Annotated in this window: 17 protein-coding genes; 2 read left to right on the top strand and 15 right to left on the bottom strand. The window is 68.1% G+C overall.

The genetic code is table 11. From position 1 onward, the window contains the following. Nucleotides 1–146: 146 nt before the first annotated feature. The 14 genes from RN629_RS15845 to RN629_RS15780 all read right to left on the bottom strand — a co-directional run bounded on the left by RN629_RS15845 (nucleotide 147) and on the right by RN629_RS15780 (nucleotide 19449). Complete coding sequence (locus RN629_RS15845; RefSeq protein ID WP_407036109.1) at nucleotides 147–1508, bottom strand: MFS transporter; 1362 nt, start codon at nucleotides 1506–1508, stop codon at nucleotides 147–149. An 11-nt stretch (nucleotides 1509–1519) separates the two neighbouring features. Continuing rightward, on the bottom strand, nucleotides 1520–3973 hold the full coding sequence (locus tag RN629_RS15840) for a TonB-dependent receptor (RefSeq protein WP_407036108.1): 2454 nt from the start codon (nucleotides 3971–3973) through the stop codon (nucleotides 1520–1522). A 378-nt stretch (nucleotides 3974–4351) separates the two neighbouring features. Then, nucleotides 4352–4531: a YezD family protein gene (locus RN629_RS15835; RefSeq protein ID WP_407036107.1), complete on the bottom strand. Its 180-nt coding sequence runs from the start codon at nucleotides 4529–4531 to the stop codon at nucleotides 4352–4354. 26 nt (nucleotides 4532–4557) lie between these two features. Next, nucleotides 4558–6402: an arylsulfatase gene (locus RN629_RS15830; protein WP_407036106.1), complete on the bottom strand. Its 1845-nt coding sequence runs from the start codon at nucleotides 6400–6402 to the stop codon at nucleotides 4558–4560. Between the two features lie 43 nt (nucleotides 6403–6445). Then, complete coding sequence (locus RN629_RS15825) at nucleotides 6446–7384, bottom strand: formylglycine-generating enzyme family protein (protein ID WP_407036111.1); 939 nt, start codon at nucleotides 7382–7384, stop codon at nucleotides 6446–6448. 484 nt (nucleotides 7385–7868) lie between these two features. After that, complete coding sequence (gene cobA, locus RN629_RS15820; protein WP_407036105.1) at nucleotides 7869–8702, bottom strand: uroporphyrinogen-III C-methyltransferase; 834 nt, start codon at nucleotides 8700–8702, stop codon at nucleotides 7869–7871. Beyond that, the gene (locus RN629_RS15815; RefSeq protein WP_407036104.1) at nucleotides 8692–11280 is read right to left on the bottom strand and encodes a molybdopterin-dependent oxidoreductase; all 2589 of its coding nucleotides are present in this window, start codon (nucleotides 11278–11280) and stop codon (nucleotides 8692–8694) included. The genes cobA and RN629_RS15815 overlap by 11 nt, the downstream gene beginning before the upstream one ends. A gap of 26 nt (nucleotides 11281–11306) precedes the next feature. Then, nucleotides 11307–11660: a nitrite reductase small subunit NirD gene (gene nirD / locus RN629_RS15810; RefSeq protein ID WP_407036103.1), complete on the bottom strand. Its 354-nt coding sequence runs from the start codon at nucleotides 11658–11660 to the stop codon at nucleotides 11307–11309. After that, nucleotides 11657–14137: a nitrite reductase large subunit NirB gene (nirB, locus tag RN629_RS15805; RefSeq protein WP_407036102.1), complete on the bottom strand. Its 2481-nt coding sequence runs from the start codon at nucleotides 14135–14137 to the stop codon at nucleotides 11657–11659. Before nirB ends, nirD begins: the two co-directional genes overlap by 4 nt. Then, nucleotides 14137–15324, bottom strand: coding sequence for an alginate export family protein (locus RN629_RS15800; RefSeq protein ID WP_407036101.1), 1188 nt, complete (start codon nucleotides 15322–15324; stop codon nucleotides 14137–14139). Before RN629_RS15800 ends, nirB begins: the two co-directional genes overlap by 1 nt. Next, entirely contained in the window at nucleotides 15324–16559 is a 1236-nt protein-coding gene (locus RN629_RS15795) for a nitrate/nitrite transporter (RefSeq protein WP_407036100.1), read from the bottom strand. Before RN629_RS15795 ends, RN629_RS15800 begins: the two co-directional genes overlap by 1 nt. 252 nt (nucleotides 16560–16811) lie before the next feature. Beyond that, nucleotides 16812–18008, bottom strand: a complete 1197-nt coding sequence (locus RN629_RS15790) for a CmpA/NrtA family ABC transporter substrate-binding protein (RefSeq protein ID WP_407036099.1) — start codon at nucleotides 18006–18008, stop codon at nucleotides 16812–16814. Then, nucleotides 18005–18586, bottom strand: a complete 582-nt coding sequence (locus tag RN629_RS15785; RefSeq protein WP_407036098.1) for an ANTAR domain-containing response regulator — start codon at nucleotides 18584–18586, stop codon at nucleotides 18005–18007. Before RN629_RS15785 ends, RN629_RS15790 begins: the two co-directional genes overlap by 4 nt. Before the next feature lie 122 nt (nucleotides 18587–18708). Next, nucleotides 18709–19449 carry a sulfite exporter TauE/SafE family protein gene (locus tag RN629_RS15780; RefSeq protein ID WP_407036097.1) on the bottom strand — a complete coding sequence of 247 codons (741 nt, stop codon included), beginning with the start codon at nucleotides 19447–19449 and terminating at the stop codon, nucleotides 18709–18711. Between the two features lie 97 nt (nucleotides 19450–19546). Between RN629_RS15780 and RN629_RS15775 the strand changes: the two genes are divergently transcribed. Continuing rightward, the gene (locus RN629_RS15775) at nucleotides 19547–20434 is read left to right on the top strand and encodes a LysR family transcriptional regulator (protein ID WP_407036096.1); all 888 of its coding nucleotides are present in this window, start codon (nucleotides 19547–19549) and stop codon (nucleotides 20432–20434) included. 14 nt (nucleotides 20435–20448) lie between these two features. Here the strand turns inward: RN629_RS15775 and RN629_RS15770 are convergent, their stop codons facing one another. Then, nucleotides 20449–20880: a MarR family winged helix-turn-helix transcriptional regulator gene (locus tag RN629_RS15770; RefSeq protein WP_407036095.1), complete on the bottom strand. Its 432-nt coding sequence runs from the start codon at nucleotides 20878–20880 to the stop codon at nucleotides 20449–20451. Nucleotides 20881–21047: 167 nt separating this feature from the next. On the opposite strand from RN629_RS15770, the gene RN629_RS15765 reads away from it, so the two are divergent. Next, entirely contained in the window at nucleotides 21048–22205 is a 1158-nt protein-coding gene (locus RN629_RS15765; RefSeq protein WP_407036094.1) for an MFS transporter, read from the top strand. The last annotated feature ends 17 nt before the right edge of the window (nucleotides 22206–22222 follow it).

Here is a 22222-nt window from a genome sequence, read left to right as displayed (position 1 = left end):
GTCCCAAGCAACTGTTCAGGGTTGTGACCAACGCGGAAGGGGCCCTTGCTCCCTATCGGGCTCCAGACCCTCGGGGGGGACGGGCTCCCTTCCGCAACACCTTCATACCAGCATCACATCAGACAGGGGGGGGCGAAAACGGTGGGTCAGCCAGCGCGCATCGCGAGCGCGAGCCGGACCCGCTCCTGCTCGGCCTGGTCGAGCGGGAAGCGGTAAAGGCAGGCGGCGGACAGGAGGTGGGCGAGGGCCGGTCCGAGCGCGAAGACGTACAACAGTCCATCGAGCGCGGCGGGTGTGTTGGGGCCGGTCGGGGAGAAGCCGAACCATGCGACCAGCGGCAGGGCGATGCCGATGGCGGCGGCCATGCCCGCCTTGCTGGTCAGGCTGAAGACCGAGAAGAACAGGGTGGTGCGATCCGCGCCGGTTTCCAGCCGATGCCTGTCGGCGATATCGGCGACGATCGCGCGGAGCATCAGATTGCCGGATCCTTGCGCCAGTCCCTGCGCCAGCGTCAGCGCGAGCAGCAGCGGGAAGCGCGCGGGCGTGACCAGCAGCAGGCCGAGATTGATCGCGACCTGCACCAGTTCGCCCAGCATCGCGGTCCGGTGCTTGCCGAGGCGCGTCGCGATCCGCATCCAGATCGGGCCGGCGGCAACGCCGAACACGAACTGGAACAGGAACAGCCCGCTCGCCCATTCGGGGCGGCCCATATAGGCACTCACGAAGAAGACGATCAGCGCGGAGCGGATGAGCTGGCCGGCCGTGACCGCGAAATCGGCCATGATCACGCGGAGCAGCAGCCGGTCCTGTACGATCATCCGCAGTGTCTGGATCAGCGGCAGGTGCTGATGGGCCGGTCGCGCGCGGGGCGTATCATCCACCGCGGTCAGCGCGAGCGGCAGGGTGATCGCCAGCCCGCCGATGACCACCAGCCCGAACGAGGCGAGCTTGAGCGCGGCGTGATTCGGATCGAACTGGTCGATGATCGTGGGAAGGACGAGGACGATCAGCAGCGACAAGGACCCCGCCACGGTGCCGTAGGTCGCGATCCGGGTCCGCTCGTGATAATCGTCGGACAGCTCGCCCGACCATGCCAGATACGGGATCTGGATCATCGACCAGCCAAGGTAGAACAGGAACAGTCCGGTCGCGAGCAGCGATGCGCCGAACCCAGGCGGCGGGAAAAACAGCACCGCTCCGGCGGCGGCATACATGGCGGCGCCGGTCACGATCCAGGTGCGGCGCCGCCCGCCGCTGCGGTCCCCGAGGAAACCGATCAACGGATCGGCCGCCGCGCCCCAGATCCGCTCCAACAGGAAGATCAGCCCGATCGTCGCCAGCGGCAGGCCATAATGCTCGGCATAGATCGCGGGGAGATAGACGGCGAGTGGTCCCTGCGCGGCGTAGATCGGCAGGGTCAGCGACGAAAAGGCCGCCAGCCGCAGCGGCGAAAGGCGTCCGCCGGGGCGCGGCGGCGCGGCGAACAGGCGTGCGTGAAGCGTGGCCATGGCGCAAATCCTCACAATTTCGTGCGAAGCGTGACGCCCCAGGTCCGCGGGTCGCCGAGGATCCCTGTCACGAGCCCGGTGTTGCCGGGCGAAAGCGTCTGGTAATATTCGGTGTCGCCCAGATTGCGGACCCAGGCCGAGAGGTCCCAGCGTGCATGGTCCGGGCGCACTCCGACCCGAAGATTGAGTATGCCGTACCCTGCGATCTGGCCGAAGCGCGAATTGCTGGCGGACGTGTTGAACGAGGAGCGGTGCGAGAAGTCGGCGTGACCGTAGAGTTCGATCGGATGTCCTTGCCAGCCGCCGATCGGTGCCCCCGCATCGGCCCCCAGGGTGTAGGTGAATTTGGGGATACCGGCGAGCGGTTGGCCGGTCAGGTCCTGGATACCGCCGCGATCGAGCCGTTCGGGCGCCTGCGGCGCATTGCGGTAATCGCGATAGGTCGCGTCGGTGTAGCTGAAAGAGCTGGTAAGGGTCACCCGGTGCACGGGCGTCCAGACCAGGTCGCCCTCGATCCCACGCGAGCGGACAGAGGGGATGTTGGCGATATACTGGCGGAACGTGACCGTGTTCGCCAGCTGCTCGGTGATGCCGGTCTGATAATCAGCGATGTCGGTCCAGAAACCCGCGAGATTGAGCGTTACGCGCCGGTCGAACCATTGCGATTTGAGCCCGACCTCATAGGCATTGACCGTCTCGGGCCGGACATTGGGATTGACCCCGGCGGGCAGTGCGGTGAGGTTGAGACCACCCGATTTGCTGCCCCGCGAATAGGAAGCATAGACCAGCGCATCGGACGCGACACGATAGGACAGGGTGGCGAGACCGGAGAGGCTGTCGTCCTTCAGCCTCGTCGAGAAATCCAGGCCGGGATTGAACTGGTTGCGGATCGCGAGCGCGGCCGCGCGCGCGTTGCTGGGCAGCGTGGACAGGTCGACCCCCGCAACGGGGAACTGGTGGAATCGGCCATCCTTGCTCTCATGCGTGTAGCGCAGGCCCAGTGTCAGGTGGAGCGCGTCCGACGCATTCCAGGTCGCCTGGCCGAAGGTCGCGAGGCTTTTGGTCTGCGGGGTCGAGGTGGAATTGGCCTCAAACCCCGACAGTGCGGCATTGCCGATCGCCGCGGGCACGGAGGGCAAGAACCAGTTGGCCGCCGCCGGACCATAGGCGGTCGCCCCATAACCCCGAATGATCTGCCAGAAATAATAGGCCCCGACGACGTAATCGATGCGATTCCGCCCCGTCGAGGCCAAACGGACCTCCTGGCTGAACTGGCGTTGCCGGTTCGCCTGTTGCGCCTTGGTGACGACGGGCAACGCCGTATTGTCACCATCATTGGCCGGATCCCAGTCCCACCAGCGATAGGCGGTGATCGACGTGAGCGCCGCGCGTCCCACGTCCCAGTCGATCTGCGCGGACGCGCCATAGCTTTTCATGTTCGATTGATACCGGCTGTCGGACTCCCCGCGGCGGGCGAACGGATCGATCGGCAGTGGCGTGTGATTGGCGCGCGCGGTTCGATCGCGAAAGGCGTTGGCGATCGCTGCCCCGCTGTCGTAGCGGCCGAAATAATTCGCGAAGATACCGAGTACGAAATTCTGCTTCTGGCGCGAATAGTCGCCGATCAGCCGGATCGACAATGCGGGGGTGGGGGTGATCAGCAGCTGGCCGCGCGCGGTGAAATTGGTGTAATCCTGCGCGCGTTGGCCGCTCGTGACGTTGGTCAGGAAGCCGTCGCGATGCGTGTCGGCGATGCTCAGGCGATAGGCGATCCTGTCGGCGACGATCGGTCCCGACAGCGAGCCGCGCAGTTGATGATAGCCGTAATTGCCAAGCGTCGCCTCGCCTGCGAATTCGGTCGTCCAGCTCGGCGCGCGGGAGGTGATGTTGATCGCGCCGGCGGTGGTGTTCTTACCGAAAAGGGTGCCCTGCGGACCACGCAGCACCTCGATCCGTTCGAGATCGACAAGGTCGAACTGGGATTGCCCGACCCGTCCGTAATAGACATTGTCGATATAGATGCCGACGCCGTTTTCGAGGCCGTCATTGGTCAGCGCGACGTTCGAGCCGAGGCCCCGGATATTGATGTTGGTGTTGCGCGGGTTGAAGCTGAATATCTGGAGGCTGGGCACGAGCTGCTGCACCTGGCCGAGGGTGAAGTCGCCGGTTTTCTCCAATGTGTCGGCACTGACGACGCTGAGCGCGATCGGCACATCCTGGGCGCGTTCCTGGCGGCGGCGCGCGGTCACGACCACATCGCTGGCCGTATCGTCGGTCTCGGTTGCGCTGTCGGGGGCGGTCGGACCGGCCGCGATGTCACGGGCGGCAGCGGGGATCAACCGCCCGGCCGCACCCGGACGCTCGGCGGCCAGCGCGGCCGTGGACGTCGCGCCGGACAGCGCGATCAGGACAAGATAACGGGCATGGCTGCGCCGTCCGCCCGCAAGGGTGGTCGAAAACGACAAAATCTGGAACTCCCTTATTTCCTGATCGGGCGCGAGTGTGCCGTCGCCGCCCGTCGTGAACCCTGGATCATGCTTCTGGCCGACCACGCGCGTGTTGATGCGGGGCCTGACCGGGCACGGTGTCTATGGAATCCGTCGCATCACATTCCCCTTCGCATCAGGGGGAAGACACGAGCCTGGCGCTGTCGCCTCGGCATCGTGCGCTTTAGCCGTTGGTCACGCGGAGCAAGCTGCATCCCGATCAAAAGCCGCGGGCCTCTCATCCGGCGACGCCGGGAGCGGTGGCCAGTCGCTCTGTGCAATACCTATCCGTTCAATGGGATTTGTGGTCAACAATAGCTTTGGTATCAGGCGCGAAAGACGCCGTGCGCCGACCGATCAGTCCGGAAAGCGGCGCTTGCGCGTGACGTCCAGCTGGACGACGCGCCCGGCGTGCACGGTGATGAGGACCGACCCGTAATCAAGCCCGGCAAGTGCCTCGCCGATCGCGCGCAGCACGGCATTGTCCTGTGGTCGCACGGGTGCGTCGATGCCGACTGGCAATGGGTCGATCCTCATGTCCGCCTTCTGCTTTCGTCGTGGGGTCAGCGCGCCACGCCGCCTGCTCGGGCGGTGCGGATCCGGTTCTGGATATCGTCCCAGGTGATCAGCGGATACAGGTTGTGCGCCTGTGCTTCGTGATCGAACAGGCGTTTCAGCTCCGCCAGTCTGGCCGGGTATTTCGCTGCCAGATCGATCCGCTCGGTGGGATCGGCGTTCAGGTCGTAGAGCCGCCATGCAGGCGTCTCCACCTGGCTGCCGGGAGGCGCATTGAGGGTGTTCGAGGCGGCCAGCGACGCTTTCCAACCATCCTGATAAATCGCCCGCGCTCCGAAGATGTAATAATATTGCGTGCGATGGCGTGACGCCGCCCTGGCATCATCGATGGAATAGCGCAGCGACGTGCCTTCGATGGGCTGCTGCGCGATCCCCCGGATCGTCGCGGGCGCCGTCACCTTGGCCAGTTCGAGGGTAGTCGGCAGGATGTCGATGACATGGCCATATTGCTCGCGGACGCCCCTTGCGGTGATTGCCTTGGGATAGGACAGGATCAGGGGATTGCGGGTGCCGCCCTCGCAATTCGCATCCTGTTTCCAGCAGCGGAAGGGGGTGTTGGCCGCCTGCGCCCAGCCGAGCGGATAATTGACCTCCACGCCCTCGGGCGTCCCGATCTTGTCGATCAACGCCAGATTATGCGCCAGGTTGGTCTTTTCATCGAGCGGCGGTGCGCCCAGGCGGCGGTCGATATCGCCGTTCAGCGTGCCTTCCTTGCTGGCGCCGTTGTCGCCGATGATGACCACGAACAACGTGTTATCGAACTGGTTGATCTGTTTCAGATGATCGACCAGTCGGCCGATCTGGGCATCGGTATAGCTGAGATAGGCGGCGTACACCTCCATGAACCGGGCATAGAGCTTGCGCTCGTCGGGGCTGAGGCTGGTCCATGGCTTGATCGTGGGATCGCGGTCGGGAAGGATCGCATTGGCCGGGATGACGCCCAGCTTCTTCTGCCGCGCGAACACCTGCTGGCGATACACGTCCCAGCCGGCATCGAACTGGCCCTTGTAACGATCCCGCCATTCCGCCGGAACCTGATGCGGCGCATGGGTGGCACCCGGTGCGTAATAGAGGAAGAAGGGTTTCGGCGGTGCCTTTGGCGCAAGGCCGACCACCGGGTCACTGGGGGCGGCGCGTTGCTGCCGGGTGATGAAGGCGATGGCCTTGTCGGTGATCTGCTCGCTCAGATGCCGTCCGTCGGGGGCGACATGCGCCTGGTCCTCGACCAGATCGGGCTTGTACTGATCGGTCTGCGATCCGAGAAAGCCGAAGAAATGATCGAAGCCCTTGCCCGTCGGCCAGCGATCAAACGGTCCCGCATCGGTGGCGTCTTCGTCCGGGGTCACGCCATATTTGCCGACCGCCAGCGTATTATAGCCATTGTCGCGCAGGATCTCGGCGATCGTCCCGGCCGAGGACGGCAGGTGGCCGTCCCATCCTGGAAAGCCTGCCGACAGGATGCGATGCGAGAAGCCCGCTTCATGCACCGACGAACTGTTGCGCCCGGTCAGGAGGGCCGCGCGGGTCGGCGCGCAGATCGCGGTAGTATGGAAATTGGTGTAGCGCAGGCCCTGCTGCGCCAAGGCCTCCAGTCGCGGCGTGGCCACCCCGCCGCCGAATGCGCTGGCCGCACCGAAGCCGACATCGTCGAGCAGGATCCACACGATATTGGGCGCGCCCGCGGGGGCTCGCACCGGGGCAGGCCAGGCCTCGACCGATTCCGCCAGCGTGGCGCCGATCTTGCCCTGGAATGGCTGCGTCTGCGTCTGCGCCTGCGCCTGGCCGCCGGCCAATAACAGGATGGCGGCGAGCGCCGTCATGGAGCGTCTCATGTCATGATCCCCTTTGCTGATGAAGGTAGGTCGAGCTTGGCGGCTAACCCCGGCGTGGCGCGGCCCCGGTCACCCGTTCCGGCCGCCAGACGCAGCGGAAGCCGATATGCGTCGTGCTGGTATCAATGGGCTGCGCGTGGCGCGCCGCTGGCCGGTAGCGCCGGCAATAATTCTCCGCGCACAGGTGCGATCCGCCCTTCAGGACCTTGCGCGCGATCCTGATGCCCTGCGCCGCGGGGTCGTAGCTGTCGCCCCTGGTCGCGCCGCGCGGGTTGTCCACCACGCAGCCCGCACGGGCAGGAGGGGCCGCGATCGCATACCAGTCGTCGGTCCATTCCCAGACATTGCCGATCATGTCGTACAGACCATAGCCGTTGGCCGGGAAACTGCCGACGGGCGACGTTCGCGCCCATCGATCGGTTTCGTCATGGGCCAGCGGAAACGCGCCGCGCCAGTAATTGGCGAGCATCCGCCCCTCTGGCGCGAGCTCGTCGCCCCACGCGTAATCGGCCTGCTCCAAGCCGCCGCGCGCCGCATATTCCCACTCGGCCTCGGTCGGCAGCGATTTGCCCGCCCAGCGGGCATAGGCGGCGGCGTCCTGATGCGTGACGTGGACGACCGGATGATCGTCCAGCCCGTCGATCGTGCTGCTCGGCCCGGTCGGATGACGCCAGTCCGCGCCGAATGCGAAGCGCCACCACTGGCGATGGTCGGTCGTGTCGTACAAACGCGGCGGCGGCGTGAAAACAGACGACCCCGCACGCGCCATCTCTTCCGCCATGCCGGGATAGTCGCGGGGATCGGGCGGGATCTCCGCCAGTGTGCGATAGCCGGTGGCCGCGACGAATGCGGCAAATTGCCCGTTGGTGACCGGGTGCGTGTCAATCCAGAACCTGTCGACGCGCACGCGCCGAACCGGCGCTTCCTCGGGATAGAAGCGATCGGACCCCATGTGGAACGTTCCTCCCGGAACGTCGACCATGGCGGACCGGTCGGCCAGCGCGTGCGCGCGCCGCGCCGTGTGACGCGCGAACCGCGATGTCGCCGATGCCGTACGATTCACCATCCCGTCCCCCTGCTTGCCCCCTGCTTGCCATCGCGACGTCGGATGGTGATCGGATTTCACACTGATCTGATAGGAAATACGATGCGGCGTTTCTTTTGCGTGCAGAAGGCGAACTTTACGGGTCGAAGGTGGCGGATCGGGACGCGGCGCAATGCTCGGCTTCTTGGGCGAAGGCCGCGTGGAACAGCCGGCGGTTCGCCATGAGCAACCATGGGATGGAGGGCGCGATCCGTCGCGACCCGACGATGAGCGTCGGGCACGATGGACTGGTCCCGCGACAGTGGCGCGTTCCCCTGACGTGCAAGGCGAGCGCCATGACGCCGCCGCAACGGTTCACGAAGCGATGGCGCTATCCGGCGTTGCTCCTAGACGCGCTGTTCGCAAATCGTTCGTGCCCGGATCAGCAGCGCTTGCCGCATGGCCGTGGCGGCGGCTCCCCGAAGCTGGCAGACGAGGGGACCGGAGTGTGATCGACCGCTGAGGTGGCGACCGTGCCATGCAGCGCCGCCGCCACCTCGCCGATGATCAGCATCGCGGGATCGTCCGCGCCGACCGTTTCCACCAGAAAGGCCAAGGACGCCAGATGTCCGTGGATGATGCGTTCGTCGGCCAGTGTCGCGTTCACGACGATGAGGACTGGCGTCTGGGGCGCGCGACCGGCGGCGATCAGTTGCCGGGCGACGGTTGCCGCCGCGCTGCGCCCCATATAGATCGCCAGCGTCGCGTCGGGCGAGGCGAGCGTCGGCCAGTCGAGGTCGAGCGGCGCGTCGCCCTTGGCATGCGCGGTGACGCAGGTCAGTCGCCGCGCCACGCCGCGCAGGGTCAGGCTGGTGCCGGCGGCCGCGACGGCGGCGCTGGCGGCGGTGATGCCGGGGCAGATGCGGACGGCCACGCCCGCGGCGCGACACGCCGTCACCTCCTCCGCGGTACGGCCGAAGATCGCGGGGTCGCCGCCCTTGAGCCGGACGACGCGCCGTCCGGCCCGCGCGGCGGCGACGATCAGCGCGTCGATCGTCGCCTGATCCTTCGAATGGCGGCCCGACCGCTTGCCCACGCTGACGCGATCCACCCCCGCCGGGATGAGGTCGAGCACGCCCGGCCCGACCAGCGCGTCGTGGAAGACGATGTCGGCCTGAGCGATCAGCCGCGCGGCCCGGCGGGTCAGCAGGTCGGGATCGCCGGGGCCGGCACCGACCAGCCAGACGCTGCCGGCGGGGAAATCGTCATGCGGCATGGGTCTTCTCCTCGATGAGCAGGCGGGCGAGCGCGGGGCGGCACGAACCGCAATTGGTGCCGGCGCCCAGCGCCGCGCCGATCGCGGCGACATCGGCGAGTCCCTGCGTCCGGATGGCGGCGAGGATCGTGCGCGTGCCGATGTCGAAACAGGCGCAGACGATCGTGCCACGATCGACCTGTTCGCCCGGCGCGCGCCCGGCCAGGATCGTCGGCGCGGCCTGCGGCGCGCTCAGTTGCGCAATCAGCCAGTCGCGGGTCGGCAGTTCGCCGCTTTCGGTCAGGAACAGCACGGCGGCGAGACGGCCCTGGTCCAGCACGGCGACTCGGCGGGTGCCGCGCGCGCCGTCGACCGCCTCGATCCGGTCACCCTTCGGCAGGCACGCGTCGAGGCTGGCCGGATCGCCATCGCCCGCGACCTCCCACATGGTCCCGGCCGGCACCGCGACGCGGGTGGCCCACAGGCAGTCGGGGCGGCGCACGCTCTCGCCCGCGCCGATCAGGAAGCCGCGCCACCGCACCGCGACGGCGGCGATGGCGGCCGGGGTGGACTTGAAGCCGGGCTGGCCGGAGATCGGATCGGCGAGCGGTCGCGGCAGCAGGCCGGTGCGGCCACCCGATGACGTGTGGTCGGTCCAGTGGATCGGCACGAACAATTCGCCGCTGCGTTGCGCATCGCTCGTGCAGACCCGGTACAGGCTGTCGCCCTGCGGCGTCCTCACGCGTGCGAGGCCGCCATCGGCCAGCCCGAGCCGGGCGGCATCGTCGGGATGGACCTCGACCAGCGGCTCGGCGCGGTGACGGGCCAGTTTCGGGGCGAGGCCGGTGCGGGTCATGCTGTGCCAGTGATCGCGATAGCGGCCCGTATTGAGCGTCAGCGGCCAGTCCCGGAGCGGCGCGGGCAACGGCTTCTGGAAGACGCTCACCAGCCGCGCGCGGCCATCGGGCGTCGGGAAGCGTCCATCGGCGAAGGGCTGCCCGCCCCAGCGGAACGGCGCCATCGCGTCATATTCGGCATTCCCGCCGCCGCCGCGCCCGGCCAGCGAGAACAGGCGGGCGCCGTCATTCTGATAGGTCGACAACCGGACATGCTCGCGCCAGATATCGGCCGGGCGATCATAGGCGAAGGCGGTCTTCCACCCCATTCGCCGCGCGACCTCCTTGACGATCCACCAGTCGGGCCTGGCCTCGCCCGGCGGGACGAAGATCGCGCGCTGGCGGCTGATCGTGCGGTCGGAATTGGTGACGGTGCCGTCCTTCTCCCCCCAGGCGGCGGCGGGCAGGCGGACATGGGCGAAGCCGCCGGTGTCGGTTTCCGCCATCACGTCGCTGACGACGACGAACGGACAGTTTGCCAGCGCGTCGCGCACGGCGCCTGCATCGGGCATCGAGACGGCGGGATTGGTCGCCATCACCCACAAGGCCTTGATCCGGCCATTGCCCAGCTCGCGGAACAGGTCGACCGCCTTCAGCCCCGGCTTCGCCGCCATCGTCGGCGCGGCCCAGAAACGCTGCACCCGCGCCCGGTTCTCGTCCGAAAAATCCATATGCGCGGCCAGCGTCGAGGCGAGGCCGCCGACCTCGCGCCCGCCCATCGCATTGGGCTGGCCGGTGATCGAGAAGGGCTGCGCGCCGGGCTTGCCGATGCGCCCCGTCGCCAGATGCACGTTCACGATCGCGTTGACCTGATCGGTGCCGGTCAGCGACTGGTTGATGCCCTGGCTGAACAGCGTGACGGTGCGCGGGGTCGCGGCGAAGAGGTCGTAGAAACGCCGGAGGTCCGCCACCGTCACGTCGCAGCTTTGCGCCACCGACCACAGGTCGCCACCCTCCGCCACCCGCGCCCAGAAATCCTCGGGTGCGCTGACATGATCGGCGAGGAACGCGGCATCGAGCACGCCCGCATCGCGGCACCAGGCGAGCAGGCCGTTCATCAGCGCGACGTCGCTGCCGGGGCGGAGCGCGAGGTGGAGATCGGCCTCCGCGGCCGTTTCCGTCCGGCGCGGATCGATGACGACGAGCTTCGCCCCCGCCTCGCACCGGGCGCGGATCCGCTGATAGACGATCGGGTGGCACCAGGCGGTGTTCGATCCGACGAGCACGATCAGGTCGGCGGCGTCGATATCGTCATAGCTGGCCGGCACCACATCCTCGCCGAACGCGCGGCTGTGCCCGGCGACCGCGCTCGACATGCACAGCCGCGAATTGGTGTCGATATTGGCGCTGCCGATGAACCCCTTCATCAGCTTGTTGGCGACATAATAGTCTTCGGTCAGCAACTGCCCGGAGACGTAGAAGGCGACGCTGCCCGGACCATGGCGGGCGATGGTGTCGCGGAAACGCCGGGCGACGAGGTCGAGCGCCTTGTCCCAGCTCGCGCGCTTCTGCCCGATCATCGGATGGAGCAGCCGGCCGTCGAGGCCGACCGTCTCACCCAGATGCGTGCCCTTGGAACAGAGCCGGCCGCGATTGGCGGGGTGGTCCGGGTCGCCCTCGATCCGCACCGACCGCGCGCCGGTCGGCGTGGCGAGGATGCCGCAGCCGACGCCGCAATAGGCGCAGGTGGTCCTGATCGTCATCGGGTCCGTCCTGCCCGCCGCAACGGTCATGCGGCGGCCGTCAGGGTCGTGGCGCGGCAGATCAGCACCCGCCCGCCGCTGACCTTCACCGGCACCGTCGGCGTGCAGCCGCGATCCTCGCCCAGCGCCTCGCCGCTGGTCAGCGAGATGCGCCAATTGTGGAGCGGACATGTCACCGCGCCGCCATGGACGATGCCCTGGCTCAGCCGGCCATGCTTGTGCGGGCAGCGGTCGCGCAGGGCAAAGACCTTGCCCTCGCCGGTGCGGAATACCGCGATGTCGTCGCCGCCATCGACCTGTACCGTGCGGCTGCCACGGACGGGGATTTCATCGACCCAGCCGATGTCGAGCCAGTCGGCGGTCAAGGGATTGGGGGTCATGCCATCGCTCCTGCGGGCTGGAAGCGCGCCATCGGCGCATGATGTTCGCGTTCGGCCCCGTCGGCGCGCGCCGCCCAGGGGTCGTCCTGCGAGAAGGTCTGCGAATAGGCGAAGCGCTGCGCGAGGTCGGCGCGGGCGTCGGCGTCGGGCAGCAGCCGCGACTGGATATAGGCCAGTCCGACCCGCTCGATCCACGGCGCGGTGCGCTCCAGATAGCGCGCCTCCTCGCGATAGAGCTGGATGAAGGCGGCGCACATCTCCATCGCCTCGGCCTCGGTCGCGACCTTGCACAGCAGGTCGGTCGCGCGGACCTTGATCCCGCCATTGCCGCCGACATGGAGTTCATAGCCGGAGTCCACGCAAATGATGCCGAAATCCTTGATCGTCGCCTCGGCGCAGTTGCGCGGGCAGCCGGACACCGCGATCTTGAACTTGTGCGGCATCCACGATCCCCAGGTCGCCCGCTCGATCCTGACGCCCAGCCCGGTCGAATCCTGCGTGCCGAACCGGCACCATTCGCTGCCGACACAGGTCTTCACCGTGCGCAGCGCCTTGCCATAGGCGTGGCCCGACACCATCCCGGCGGCGTTGAGATCGGCCCAGACGGCGGGCAGGTCCTCCTTGCGGATGCCGAAGATGTCGAGCCGCTGGCCGCCCGTCACCTTGACCATCGGCGCGTCATATTTCTCGACGACATCGGCGATCGCGCGCAATTCCTTCGGCGAGGTGATCCCGCCCCACATGCGCGGCACGACCGAATAGGTGCCGTCCTTCTGGATGTTGGCGTGGAGCCGTTCGTTGACGAAGCGGCTCTGCTGGTCGTCCTGATAGTCTCCCGGCAGCGCGCAGAGCAGGTAGTAATTGAGGGCGGGGCGGCACGATGCGCAGCCGTCGGGCGTCGACCAGTGGAGCTTCTGCATCACCTCCGGGATCGATCGCATGCCCTGCGCCACGATCTCGCGGCGGACATCGTCATGGCCGAAGCTGGTGCATTTGCACATGGTCCTCGGCCCCGCCTCCACCTCGTCGCCGAGCGTCAGCGCCAGGATCGTCTCGACCAGCCCGGTGCACGATCCGCAACTCGCCGACGCCTTGCAGGTGCCGCGCACCGCGTCCAGGCTGTGCGCGCCCTTGGCGATGCAGGACACCACCTGTCCCTTGGTCACGCCGTTGCAGCCGCAGATCTCGGCATCGTCCGAGAGCGCCGCAACGGCCGCCTTAGGGTCCGCGAGGGCGCCCCCCGAGGCGAAGGCCTGGCCGAAGATCAGCATGTCGCGGATGTCGGCGACGCTCGCCCCGCGCCGGAGCAGGTCGAAATACCAGTTGCCGTCCGCCGTGTCGCCATACAGCACCGCGCCGACGATGCAGTCGTCCCTCACGACGACGCGCTTGTAGACGCCGCGACTGGCGTCGCGCAGCACGATGTCCTCCGCGCCGTCGCCGCCGGAGAAGTCGCCGGCGGAAAAGACGTCCAGCCCGGCGACCTTGAGCTTGGTGGAGGTCGGCGCGGGGCGATAGCCGCTGGGCGCCTCGACGAGACCATCGGCCAGCGCGCGGCACATGTCCCACAGCGGCGCGACCAGGCCATAGACCTGGCCGTCATGCTCGACGCACTCGCCGACCGCCAGGATCGCGGGGTCGCTGGTGACCATATGGTCGTCGACCTTGATCCCACGCCCGACGTCCAGCCCGGCGTCGCGGGCCAGCGCGACCGACGGGCGGATGCCGACCGCCATCACCACCAGGTCGGCGGGGATGTCCGTCCCGTCCTTCAGTCGCACCATCTCGACGCGGCCATCACCGACGATCTCGGCGGTATCGGCGCCGGTCAGGATCGTTTGCCCCCGCGCCTCCAGCGCCGATTTGAGCAGCCAGCCCGCCGCCTCGTCGAGCTGGCGCTCCATCAGCGTCGGCATGATGTGCAGCACGGTGACGGTCATGCCGCGCAGGCTGAGCCCATGCGCCGCCTCCAGCCCGAGCAGGCCGCCGCCGATCACCACCGCGCTGCCGCCACGCTCCGCCGCGGCGAGCATATGCTCGACATCCTTCATGTCGCGAAAGCTGATCACGCCGGGCAGATCCTTGCCCGGCACCGGGATGATGAACGGATCGGAGCCGGTCGCGATCAGCAGCCGGTCATAGTCGAGGGTCAGGCCGTTGCGGCTCGTCACCGTCTTCGCCGCGCGGTCGATCGCGATCACCGGGTCGCCGCGCAACAGCGTGATGCCGTTGTCCGCATACCAGTCGGGTCCGTTGATGACGATGTCGTCGAACGACTTCTCGCCCGCGAGCACCGGCGACAGCATGATGCGGTTATAGTTCACCAGCGGCTCGGCGCCGAAGATCGTCACGCGGTAGCGCGTCGGATCGCGCGCCAGCAGTTCCTCGACCGCGCGGCACCCGGCCATGCCGTTGCCGATGACGATGAGATGGTCCCGGGTTTCGCCTTCGGGCCGGGATATCGGGTGGTGTTTCATCAGATTGTCCAGTCGAGTTGCAGCCACATCTTGCGTGTGGACGTGGCGAAGCGGTCGGCGCGATAGTCGGCGTAGCGGATGCTGGCGGTTGTGCGGCCGAGCGTCGCCTGGGTGAGCAGGTCGAGTTCATTGCCATAATGGCGGGTCAGCCGGTCGCTCTCGAACCGGTGCCAGATCGCCTGCACGCTGACCCCCTTGGCGCGGCCGAGCGTCTTCCAGCCCCAGCCGGCGCTGGCGTAGAGGTCGCGCAGGCCATCGGCGGGCTTGGGCGTGAATTTCTCCGCCCAGCCGTTGAACTTGAAGGCGGTGGCGAGCGGGGTCTGGAAGCTGGTGAGGGCGCGTCCGTCGCTGGCGCCGAACACTTCGTAGCCCGCCCCCAGTCGCGGTCCGGCAAGGTCGATCGCGGCATCGGCCAGCCAATAGCCGGCGGCATAGTCATTGGGGTTTCGGTGCCAGTCGGACTGGCGCGCCCAACTCGCCTGATAGCTGAGCCTGGCCTGACCAAGCGTGCGGGTTCCGGCGAAGCGAACGCCATAGGTCTGGCTCGACAGGCGGTAGTTCTGCACCGCCGCCGCGTCCTGATCGACCAGATAGGCGAAGCCGGTCAGCGTGCCGAGCGGCGTGGTATAGCCAAGATTGGCGAACACATTGTCGCCGTCGATCACCCCCGGGCGTACCCCTGTTCCGTCGATGCCCCAGATGGTGTGGACCGCGCGGGCATAGGTGACGTCGACCTTCAGCCCCCTGGTCGGGACCAGCTCGGCACGCACCGCGTCGAATGTCTGTCCATTGTTGCGGATGGCCGCCGCCCCGACGAAGCGTTCGTCGTCGAGCGCGATCCGCTGGCGCCCCGCCGTCAGCGTGACGCCGGGGGCCTTATACTGGATCTGTGCGCGGTAGAGACCGATCGACTGCGGGTCGGCGACGAGGGGCCGGGTGGCGTAGGGGTGCAGCCCGTCGAAATAGTCGCCGACCATGGCGAGGTTGCCCTGCGCCTCCGCCAGCGCCGACCAGCGCCCCTCGGCGATGGCCACCCCGGCCCGGACGCGGGTGGTGAGCGCGTCGGCATTGCGGGGCAGGCCGTCCTGGTCGACCTGCTCGTAGCGTAGCCGGGCCTCGGCGAGCGGCGTGACCGTCTGCGCCGCGGCCGGGGTCGCGACCAATGACAGGAGCGCGAGCGGGCGCATCAGATGCGCACGCCTTCGGCCGCGCCCCAGCTCCGCCGCCAGCCGCCCTTGACCAGCGTCAGCCCGCCGAGCGCGGCGAGCGCCAGCGCCGCGAAGATCAGGAACCCCGGCGCGAAGCTGCCGGTCCATTGTTTGGCCAGGCCGATGGAGGAGGCGAGGTAGAAGCCCCCCACGCCACCGGCCATGCCGACCAGTCCCGTCATGACGCCGATCTCCGCGGCAAAGCGCTGCGGCACCAGCTGGAACACCGATCCGTTGCCGATGCCCAGTGCCAGCATCGCGATGACGAACAGGGTGAGCGCGGCCTCGATCGATCCCGCGCTCGCGACACCGGCCAGCGCGATCGCCGCGAGCAGGAACACCGCCGTCAACGCCTTGACGCCGCCGACCCTGTCGGCCAGCGCGCCGCCCACCGGCCGCACCAGCGATCCGGCGAAGACGCAGGCGGCGGTGGCGTAGCCGGCATGGATCGTCGACAGGCCGAAACGGTCGGTGAAATAGATGGGCAGGCTGGCGGCAAGCCCGACAAAGCCGCCGAACGTGACCGCGTAGAAGCCCATCAACCACCATGCATCGGCCTGGCGCAGCGGGCTGAGATATTCGGCGAACCGCTTGGGCGCGGGCGCGTTCGGCGGGTCCTTCGCCATCACGAGATAGGCGACGAAGACGATCGTCAGCGGGATGCAGGCCAGGCCCAGCACCGCGTTCCACCCGAACGCGCGGGCCAGCCCCGGCGCGAACAGGGCGGCGAGGACCGTGCCCGAATTGCCCATCCCGGCCAGCCCCATCGCCTTGCCCTGATGTTCGGGCGGATACCAGCGGCTGGCGAGGGGGAGGGCGATCGCGAAGCTTGCGCCCGCAAAGCCCAGCACCACGCCCAGCGCCAGCGTGCCCGCGAAGCTGGTGATGCCCAGCGCCCATGCCGTGAACAGGCCGGCGATGACGACCACCTGGCTGATCGCCCCCGAGCGCTTCGGCCCGATGCGATCGACCATCAGCCCGTTGACGACGCGCAGCACCGCGCCCGCCAGTGTCGGGACCGCGACCATCAGCCCTTTTTGCGCCGGGGTCAGCGCCAGCGTCGTCGCGATGTCCGGCGCCAGCGGGCCGAGCAGCACCCACACCATGAACGCGAAATCGAAATAGAGCAGCGCGGCGACCAATGTCGGTATGTGGCCGCTCTGCCAGAAGCCGTTGGGCGTATCCTTGGTCTCGTCCCAGAATGTCGTCGCCATCCCTGCCTCCCTCAAGCCGGAAATGAAAAAAGCCGCCAGGACGACGACCCTTGCGGGTGTGTCCTGGCGGCTTCGTTGCCTCATCGGATGCCGGGCGTTCCGGCGGTCCGTCAGCGGCAACCTCCCCGGCGCTGGAAAGGCGTGCCACTGTTATCTCGTGCCCGGCATCCTTGCCCAGCGATGCTCAACCTGCCTGATTCGGTCGCGCGGCACAAGGGCCATTCGCAGGTGCGGCATGGGCCGCCGCGCGCGTCAGGGCAGCCCGGCCAGATAGCCCGGTATGTCGTCGGGATCGAAGGCCCGCCCGTCAAAGAAGCGGTCATTGCCCAGCAACAGCCGCCCCTGTGTCGACCCCGCCGCGATCGGCTCGGCGAGCGCGCCCTCCAGCTTCGAACTGGCGCCCGGCAGCACCGCGCCCGATCCGGCCAGCGCCGCGCGGTAGAGGTCGGGGCGGAACGTCGCCGCCGCCGTCGCGGCCGCGCCGCTGTCATAGGGCCGTCCGTCCCACCGCGTCATTTGCGCATAGAGCCACGCCGCCTGGCTGCGCCACGGGAAGTTCGCCGCTTCGCGATACTGGAACATGAAGTCAGGGTAATGCACCGGCTCCCCGCCCGGAACGACGCGGATATGGTCGGTGATCGCGCGCAGGATCGCATCGACCGGCGCATCGAGATAGCGCGACCGCGCGAGGATGGCGGCGCTTTCCTGCGCGGTTTCGGGTCGGACGAAATGGGCCGCTGCGGCGTGAAGCGCGCGGATCAGGCGCCGGGTCGCGTCGGCGCGTTCGTCGGCCACGTCGGCGCGCATCGCCAGCACCTTTTCGACCCCGCGCCGCCAGATCTGTGCAGTGGCGAGCGCGATCCGCCCCACGCCGCGATCGACCGCGATCGAATTCCACGGCTCGCCGACGCAGATGCCATCGACCTCGCCCGCCGCCAGCGCATCGGCTGCGAAGGGCGGGCTGGTCACGACGATATCGACATCCACATCGGGGCGGATGCCGACGCCGGCCAGCCAGTAGCGCAGCATGTAATTGTGGCTGGAATAGCGGTGGACGACGCCGAAGCGCAGTCGCCGTGTCGCCGCCACCCGGCGCAACGCCGCGCCGACTTCATATGGATCGCCCAGCCGATCGCCCAGGCCGCACGCCTCGCCCAGCGCGGTCGAGACGGTGATCGCATTGCCGTTCAGGCCCAGCACGAACGGCACCGCCATCGCGGTCGCCGGCCGGTTGTGCCCCAGCGCCGTCGCGATGGCCAGCGGCGCGACCATGTGCGCGGCATCGGTATGGCCATAGAGCAGCCGGTCGCGCACCGTCGCCCAGGTGACGTCGCGGACGAGGTCGAGCGACAATCCTTCACGCTCGGCAAACCCCAGTTCGCGCGCCAGGATCGGCAGCGCGGCGTCGACGAGCGGCACGAAGCCGATGCGGAACGGCTCGGTGCTCATGGCAGGTCTCCCATCAGCGTGTCGCTGGTCACGATCGCCTCCGCCACATCGGCGATCCGCCGGTTCGATTGCATCGCATGCCCACGCAACAGCGCATAGGCGGCCGGCTCGTCGATCCCGCGACGGCGCATCAGGATCGCCTTGGCCCGGTCGATCGTCTGGCGGTCGGCCAGCGCGGTCCTTGCCTCGGCGAGTTCGGCCTGAAGCCGCGAAAAGGCCTGGAAACGCCGGATCGCGACGTCGAGCACCGGCTTGATCCGCTGTTTGGCCAGACCATCGACGACATAGGCCGATACGCCGGCATCGACCGCCGCCAGCGCGCTTTCCGCATCCGACTGGTCGACGAACATCGCGATCGGCCGGTCGAGCGCGCGCGACATGGCGAAGAAATCCTCCAGCAGGTCACGGCTGGGGTTTTCCAGATTGATGAGCACGACCTCTGGCGTGCACGCCTCGATCTGGCGGGCGAGCGGTCCGGCGGGATCGATCACTACCTGATCGTCCAGCCCGGCCTCACGCAGCCCCTCGGCGATGATCGCCGCGCGGGTGGTGCTGGTGTCGATGATCGCGATTCTCACGGGGGACACCCCCTATCGCCAAAATCCAAAACCGGCCAGCCCGGTCATGGCGAACGACTGGGCCTGCGGCGCGCTGCCGCCGGACCGCGAGACGCAGTCGAACGCGATGCCGAGTGATCCTGTCAACACAGGCCTTGGACGGCCATTTCCAGGCCGAGCAACAGCAGGAAGATCAGAAAGAGCCGGCGAAAGAGCGGCGGGCTGATCCGTGTCCGGATCCACTGTCCGGCCGCCATGCCAAGCAGCGCGGGAATGACCGCCAGCGTCGAGCCGAGCAGATGCGCGGCCGGGGATGCGCCATGCCAGACCATTCCGATCGCCAGCGCGATCGTCGACACGGTGAACGAAAGACCCAGCGCCTGCACCAGATCGTCGCGCTCCAGGTCGAGCGACTGGATATATGGCACGGCAGGGATCACGAACACGCCCGTCGCCCCCGTGACCAGTCCCGTGACCAGCCCGACCACCGGCGACAGCCACGGCTCCCATCGGGGCGGAAGGTGGAGCGGCCTGGCCAGCAACGTATAGGCCGCATAGACGACCAGGGCGATGCCGAGGCCCATGGTCGTCCGTCCGGTGCCGCCTCCGGTCAGCATCATCGTGCCGACGACCGTCCCGATGATGATCGCCAGCATCATCGGCCAGAGGCGACGGACGAGCATTCCGAACTTCGGGCCTGCCACAAGCTGCCAGACATTGGTGACGAACGACGGCACCAATAGCAGCGTGGCGGCGGTCAGCGGCGACAGCAGCGAGCCCAGCACGGCCATCGCCACGGTGGGCAACCCCATGCCCGTCACCCCCTTGACGATGCCGGCGGCGAAGAAGGTCGCGACGATGAAGGGAAATGCGTGGTCGGTCATGCGCCCGCGGTAGCGACCGCGCGGCGACCCACAATGCGGAAGGGCCGAGGCCAGGCTTCGGCTGGAGCGAAGGCTGCGAATCCACTAGGAAGCCATCATGCGCTTCGACCTGACCGACCTTCGCCTGTTCCTCGCGGTGGTGGATGCCGGGAGCATCACCCATGGCGCCGCCGATATCGGCTTGTCGCTTCCGGCGGCCAGTGAACGGCTCCGCGACATGGAGGCGGCGGGGGACGTGATCCTGCTGAACCGCGGGCGGCGCGGCGTAGCGCCAACCGAGGCCGGGGAGATGCTGGCGCATCATGCGCGCACGATCCTGCACCAGATGGCGCAGATGCGGGGCGATATCGGCCACTATGCCAGGGGCCTGCGCGCCTCGGTACGGATCTTCGCGAACACCGCCGCCATGACGGAGTTCCTGCCCCGGCGCCTCGCGCCCTGGATGGCGGCCCATCCGCAGATCGACATCGAACTGAAGGAACGCCAGAGCGTCGCGATCGCCAAAAGCATCGACGCGGGCTTCGCCGAAATCGGCGTGCTGTCGAGCGCGGTCGAGATGGGTGACCTGACGTTGCGGCCCTTCGCGATCGATCGCCTCGTGGTCGTTGCGGCGCGGACGCATGCGCTGGCGGGCCATGCGCGGGTGCGGTTCGGCGACCTTCTCGGGCATCATTTCATCGGCCTGACGGGCGGGGCGTTGCAGGACCATATCGACGCGCACGCCGCCCGCGCCGGGGCAAGGCTGAAGATGCGGATCCGGCTCCGCAGCTTCGATGGCATCTGCCAGATGGCGGGCGCCGGGGCAGGGATCGGGATCGTCCCGGAATCCGCTGCGCGCCGTTGCCGGCGGTCGACGGGGATCGCGATCATCCGCCTGCGGGATGACTGGGCGACGCGTCACCTGTCATTGTGCGTGCGCGACGAACGCGAACTCACCCCGCCCGCCAAGGCCTTGTTCGATCATTTGTCACAGGCAGGCGAATAGCTCAGGGCGGCGAATCATGCGTTGGTATTGTCCACGGTCGCCAGCAATTTTGCGAGCAACTGGCTGAGTTGCTCCTGCTCGCGCGGATCAAGGCCGTTCACGATCTTGTGCTGATTGGCGACATGCAGGGCGATGATCGAGTCGATCATGTGCCGTCCGGCGGCGGTCAAAACCACCAAGGTCCCGCGCCTGTCGGAAGGATGCGCGCGGCGTTCCACCAGCCCGACCTTTTCCAGGCGGTCGATCCGGTTGGTCATGCTGCCCGATGAGATCATCGCCGCCCCGTAAAGGTCGGTCGGTGTCAGCGCATAGGGGGATCCGGCGCGCCGCAGCGTTGCCAGTACGTCGAACTCACCGGGTTGCAGGCCATGGTCCGCAAAAAGCGGGTTGAGGTGATCGCGCGCCGTCTTCAACGCGGCCTCCGCCAGCCGGCCCAGCAATATCATGGGCCCGGTATCGAGATCCGGCCGTTCTCGTGCCCACTGGCCTGCCGCCTGTTCCGCTCTGTCCATCCCGGCTCCGATTATCTTGACATAGAGATATATGCCTCTACATGAAGATATATCAGCGGCGAGCATGATGGCAATCCAGGCCGCCGCATCGGAGTATCATCGTGTTCAGACCATCCGGTCGGCTGTTGTTTGCGGCCCTGATCCTGCTCGTCGGCGGCAACCTGCGACCCTCGCTCGCGTCGATCGGCCCGCTGCTCGACCAGATTCAGCGTGACACGGGGCTGGACGACACCGGCGCCAGCTTGCTGACCAGCCTGCCGGTGCTGCTCATGGGCCTGTGCCTGCTGGGCAGCGGACATGTGCAGGCGGTTCTGGGGCAACGGGGCGGCGTTGCGGCCGGGCTCGCCGCTCTGGCCGTCGCAGGATTGGTCCGGTGGCAGTGGCCGACGGTGCCCGCCTTGCTGGCGAGCGCGGTGGTCGGCGGCATGGGCATCGCCGTGGCGCAGGCCGTGATGCCGATCATCATCCGAAACCGCGCGGGCGACCGGACGGCGACGCTGATGGCGCTTTACTCCACCGCGATCATGGCCGGTGCGGCATGCGCGAGCTTTGCTGCGCCGCGCATCGCGTCTGCTCAAGGGTGGACGGTGGCGACCGGGATCTGGGCGCTGCCCGCCCTTATCGGCCTGGCGATCTGGTGGCTGGCGACGGACAATCGGAATGAGGCGGCGCCCGAGCCGCCGGACGGGGCAGCCTTGCGCGGTGGCAGGCGCTGGCTGCTGCTGTCCTTCTTCGGCCTGGGGACCGGGGCCTATACGCTCGTCCTCGCCTGGTTGCCGCCCTATTATACCGGTCTAGGCTGGTCGGCCGAGGCGTCCGGCGCGTTGTTGTCCGCCCTGACACTCGCCGAAGTCGCCGCTGGCCTCGGTGTGTCCCTGATCGTCGGCGGGTCCGCGGACAGGCGGGCGGCTATCCTGCTCGCGATCGGCGCGCTGGTCGCCGGGCTCCTCTGCCTGGCTCTGGCACCCCTGCCTCTGGCCTGGTGCGCGGCGCTGCTCTGCGGCCTGGGCATTGGCGCCCTGTTCCCGCTCGGCCTGATCGTCGCCATGGACCATGGCAGGGATGCGGCGGAGGCCGGGCGGATCGCCGGGTTCGTGCAGGGCGGCGGCTATGGACTGGCGGCACTCCTCCCCCTGATCGCCGGCGTGCTGCGGCAGCATCTTTCGGACCTCACGCCCGCATGGTGGCTGATGGTCGCCCTGTGTCTCGTCCTTGCGCTGATGGCCGTCCGGCTGCGGCCCGGCGCGCGCCTCACCTAACCCCCTCGAAAGGAGAC

It is taken from the genome of Facivitalis istanbulensis (assembly GCF_040560405.1).
Classification (GTDB): domain Bacteria; phylum Pseudomonadota; class Alphaproteobacteria; order Sphingomonadales; family Sphingomonadaceae; genus Sphingomonas; species Sphingomonas istanbulensis.
This window is presented reverse-complemented; position numbering and strand designations above follow the sequence as displayed.

Bases quoted from the DNA above. Each gene is read 5' to 3' on its own strand.
- RN629_RS15780 (WP_407036097.1), bottom strand. From the start codon at position 19,449: ATGACCGACCACGCATTTCCCTTCATCGTCGCGACCTTCTTCGCCGCC.
- RN629_RS15815 (WP_407036104.1), bottom strand. From the start codon at position 11,280: ATGACGATCAGGACCACCTGCGCCTATTGCGGCGTCGGCTGCGGCATC.
- RN629_RS15775 (WP_407036096.1), top strand. From the start codon at position 19,547: ATGCGCTTCGACCTGACCGACCTTCGCCTGTTCCTCGCGGTGGTGGAT.
- cobA (WP_407036105.1), bottom strand. From the start codon at position 8,702: ATGCCGCATGACGATTTCCCCGCCGGCAGCGTCTGGCTGGTCGGTGCC.
- RN629_RS15825 (WP_407036111.1), bottom strand. From the start codon at position 7,384: ATGGTCGACGTTCCGGGAGGAACGTTCCACATGGGGTCCGATCGCTTC.
- RN629_RS15830 (WP_407036106.1), bottom strand. From the start codon at position 6,402: ATGAGACGCTCCATGACGGCGCTCGCCGCCATCCTGTTATTGGCCGGC.
- nirB (WP_407036102.1), bottom strand. From the start codon at position 14,137: ATGAAACACCACCCGATATCCCGGCCCGAAGGCGAAACCCGGGACCAT.
- RN629_RS15800 (WP_407036101.1), bottom strand. From the start codon at position 15,324: ATGCGCCCGCTCGCGCTCCTGTCATTGGTCGCGACCCCGGCCGCGGCG.
- RN629_RS15795 (WP_407036100.1), bottom strand. From the start codon at position 16,559: ATGGCGACGACATTCTGGGACGAGACCAAGGATACGCCCAACGGCTTC.
- RN629_RS15790 (WP_407036099.1), bottom strand. From the start codon at position 18,008: ATGAGCACCGAGCCGTTCCGCATCGGCTTCGTGCCGCTCGTCGACGCC.
- RN629_RS15770 (WP_407036095.1), bottom strand. From the start codon at position 20,880: ATGATATTGCTGGGCCGGCTGGCGGAGGCCGCGTTGAAGACGGCGCGC.
- RN629_RS15845 (WP_407036109.1), bottom strand. From the start codon at position 1,508: ATGGCCACGCTTCACGCACGCCTGTTCGCCGCGCCGCCGCGCCCCGGC.
- nirD (WP_407036103.1), bottom strand. From the start codon at position 11,660: ATGACCCCCAATCCCTTGACCGCCGACTGGCTCGACATCGGCTGGGTC.
- RN629_RS15835 (WP_407036107.1), bottom strand. From the start codon at position 4,531: ATGAGGATCGACCCATTGCCAGTCGGCATCGACGCACCCGTGCGACCA.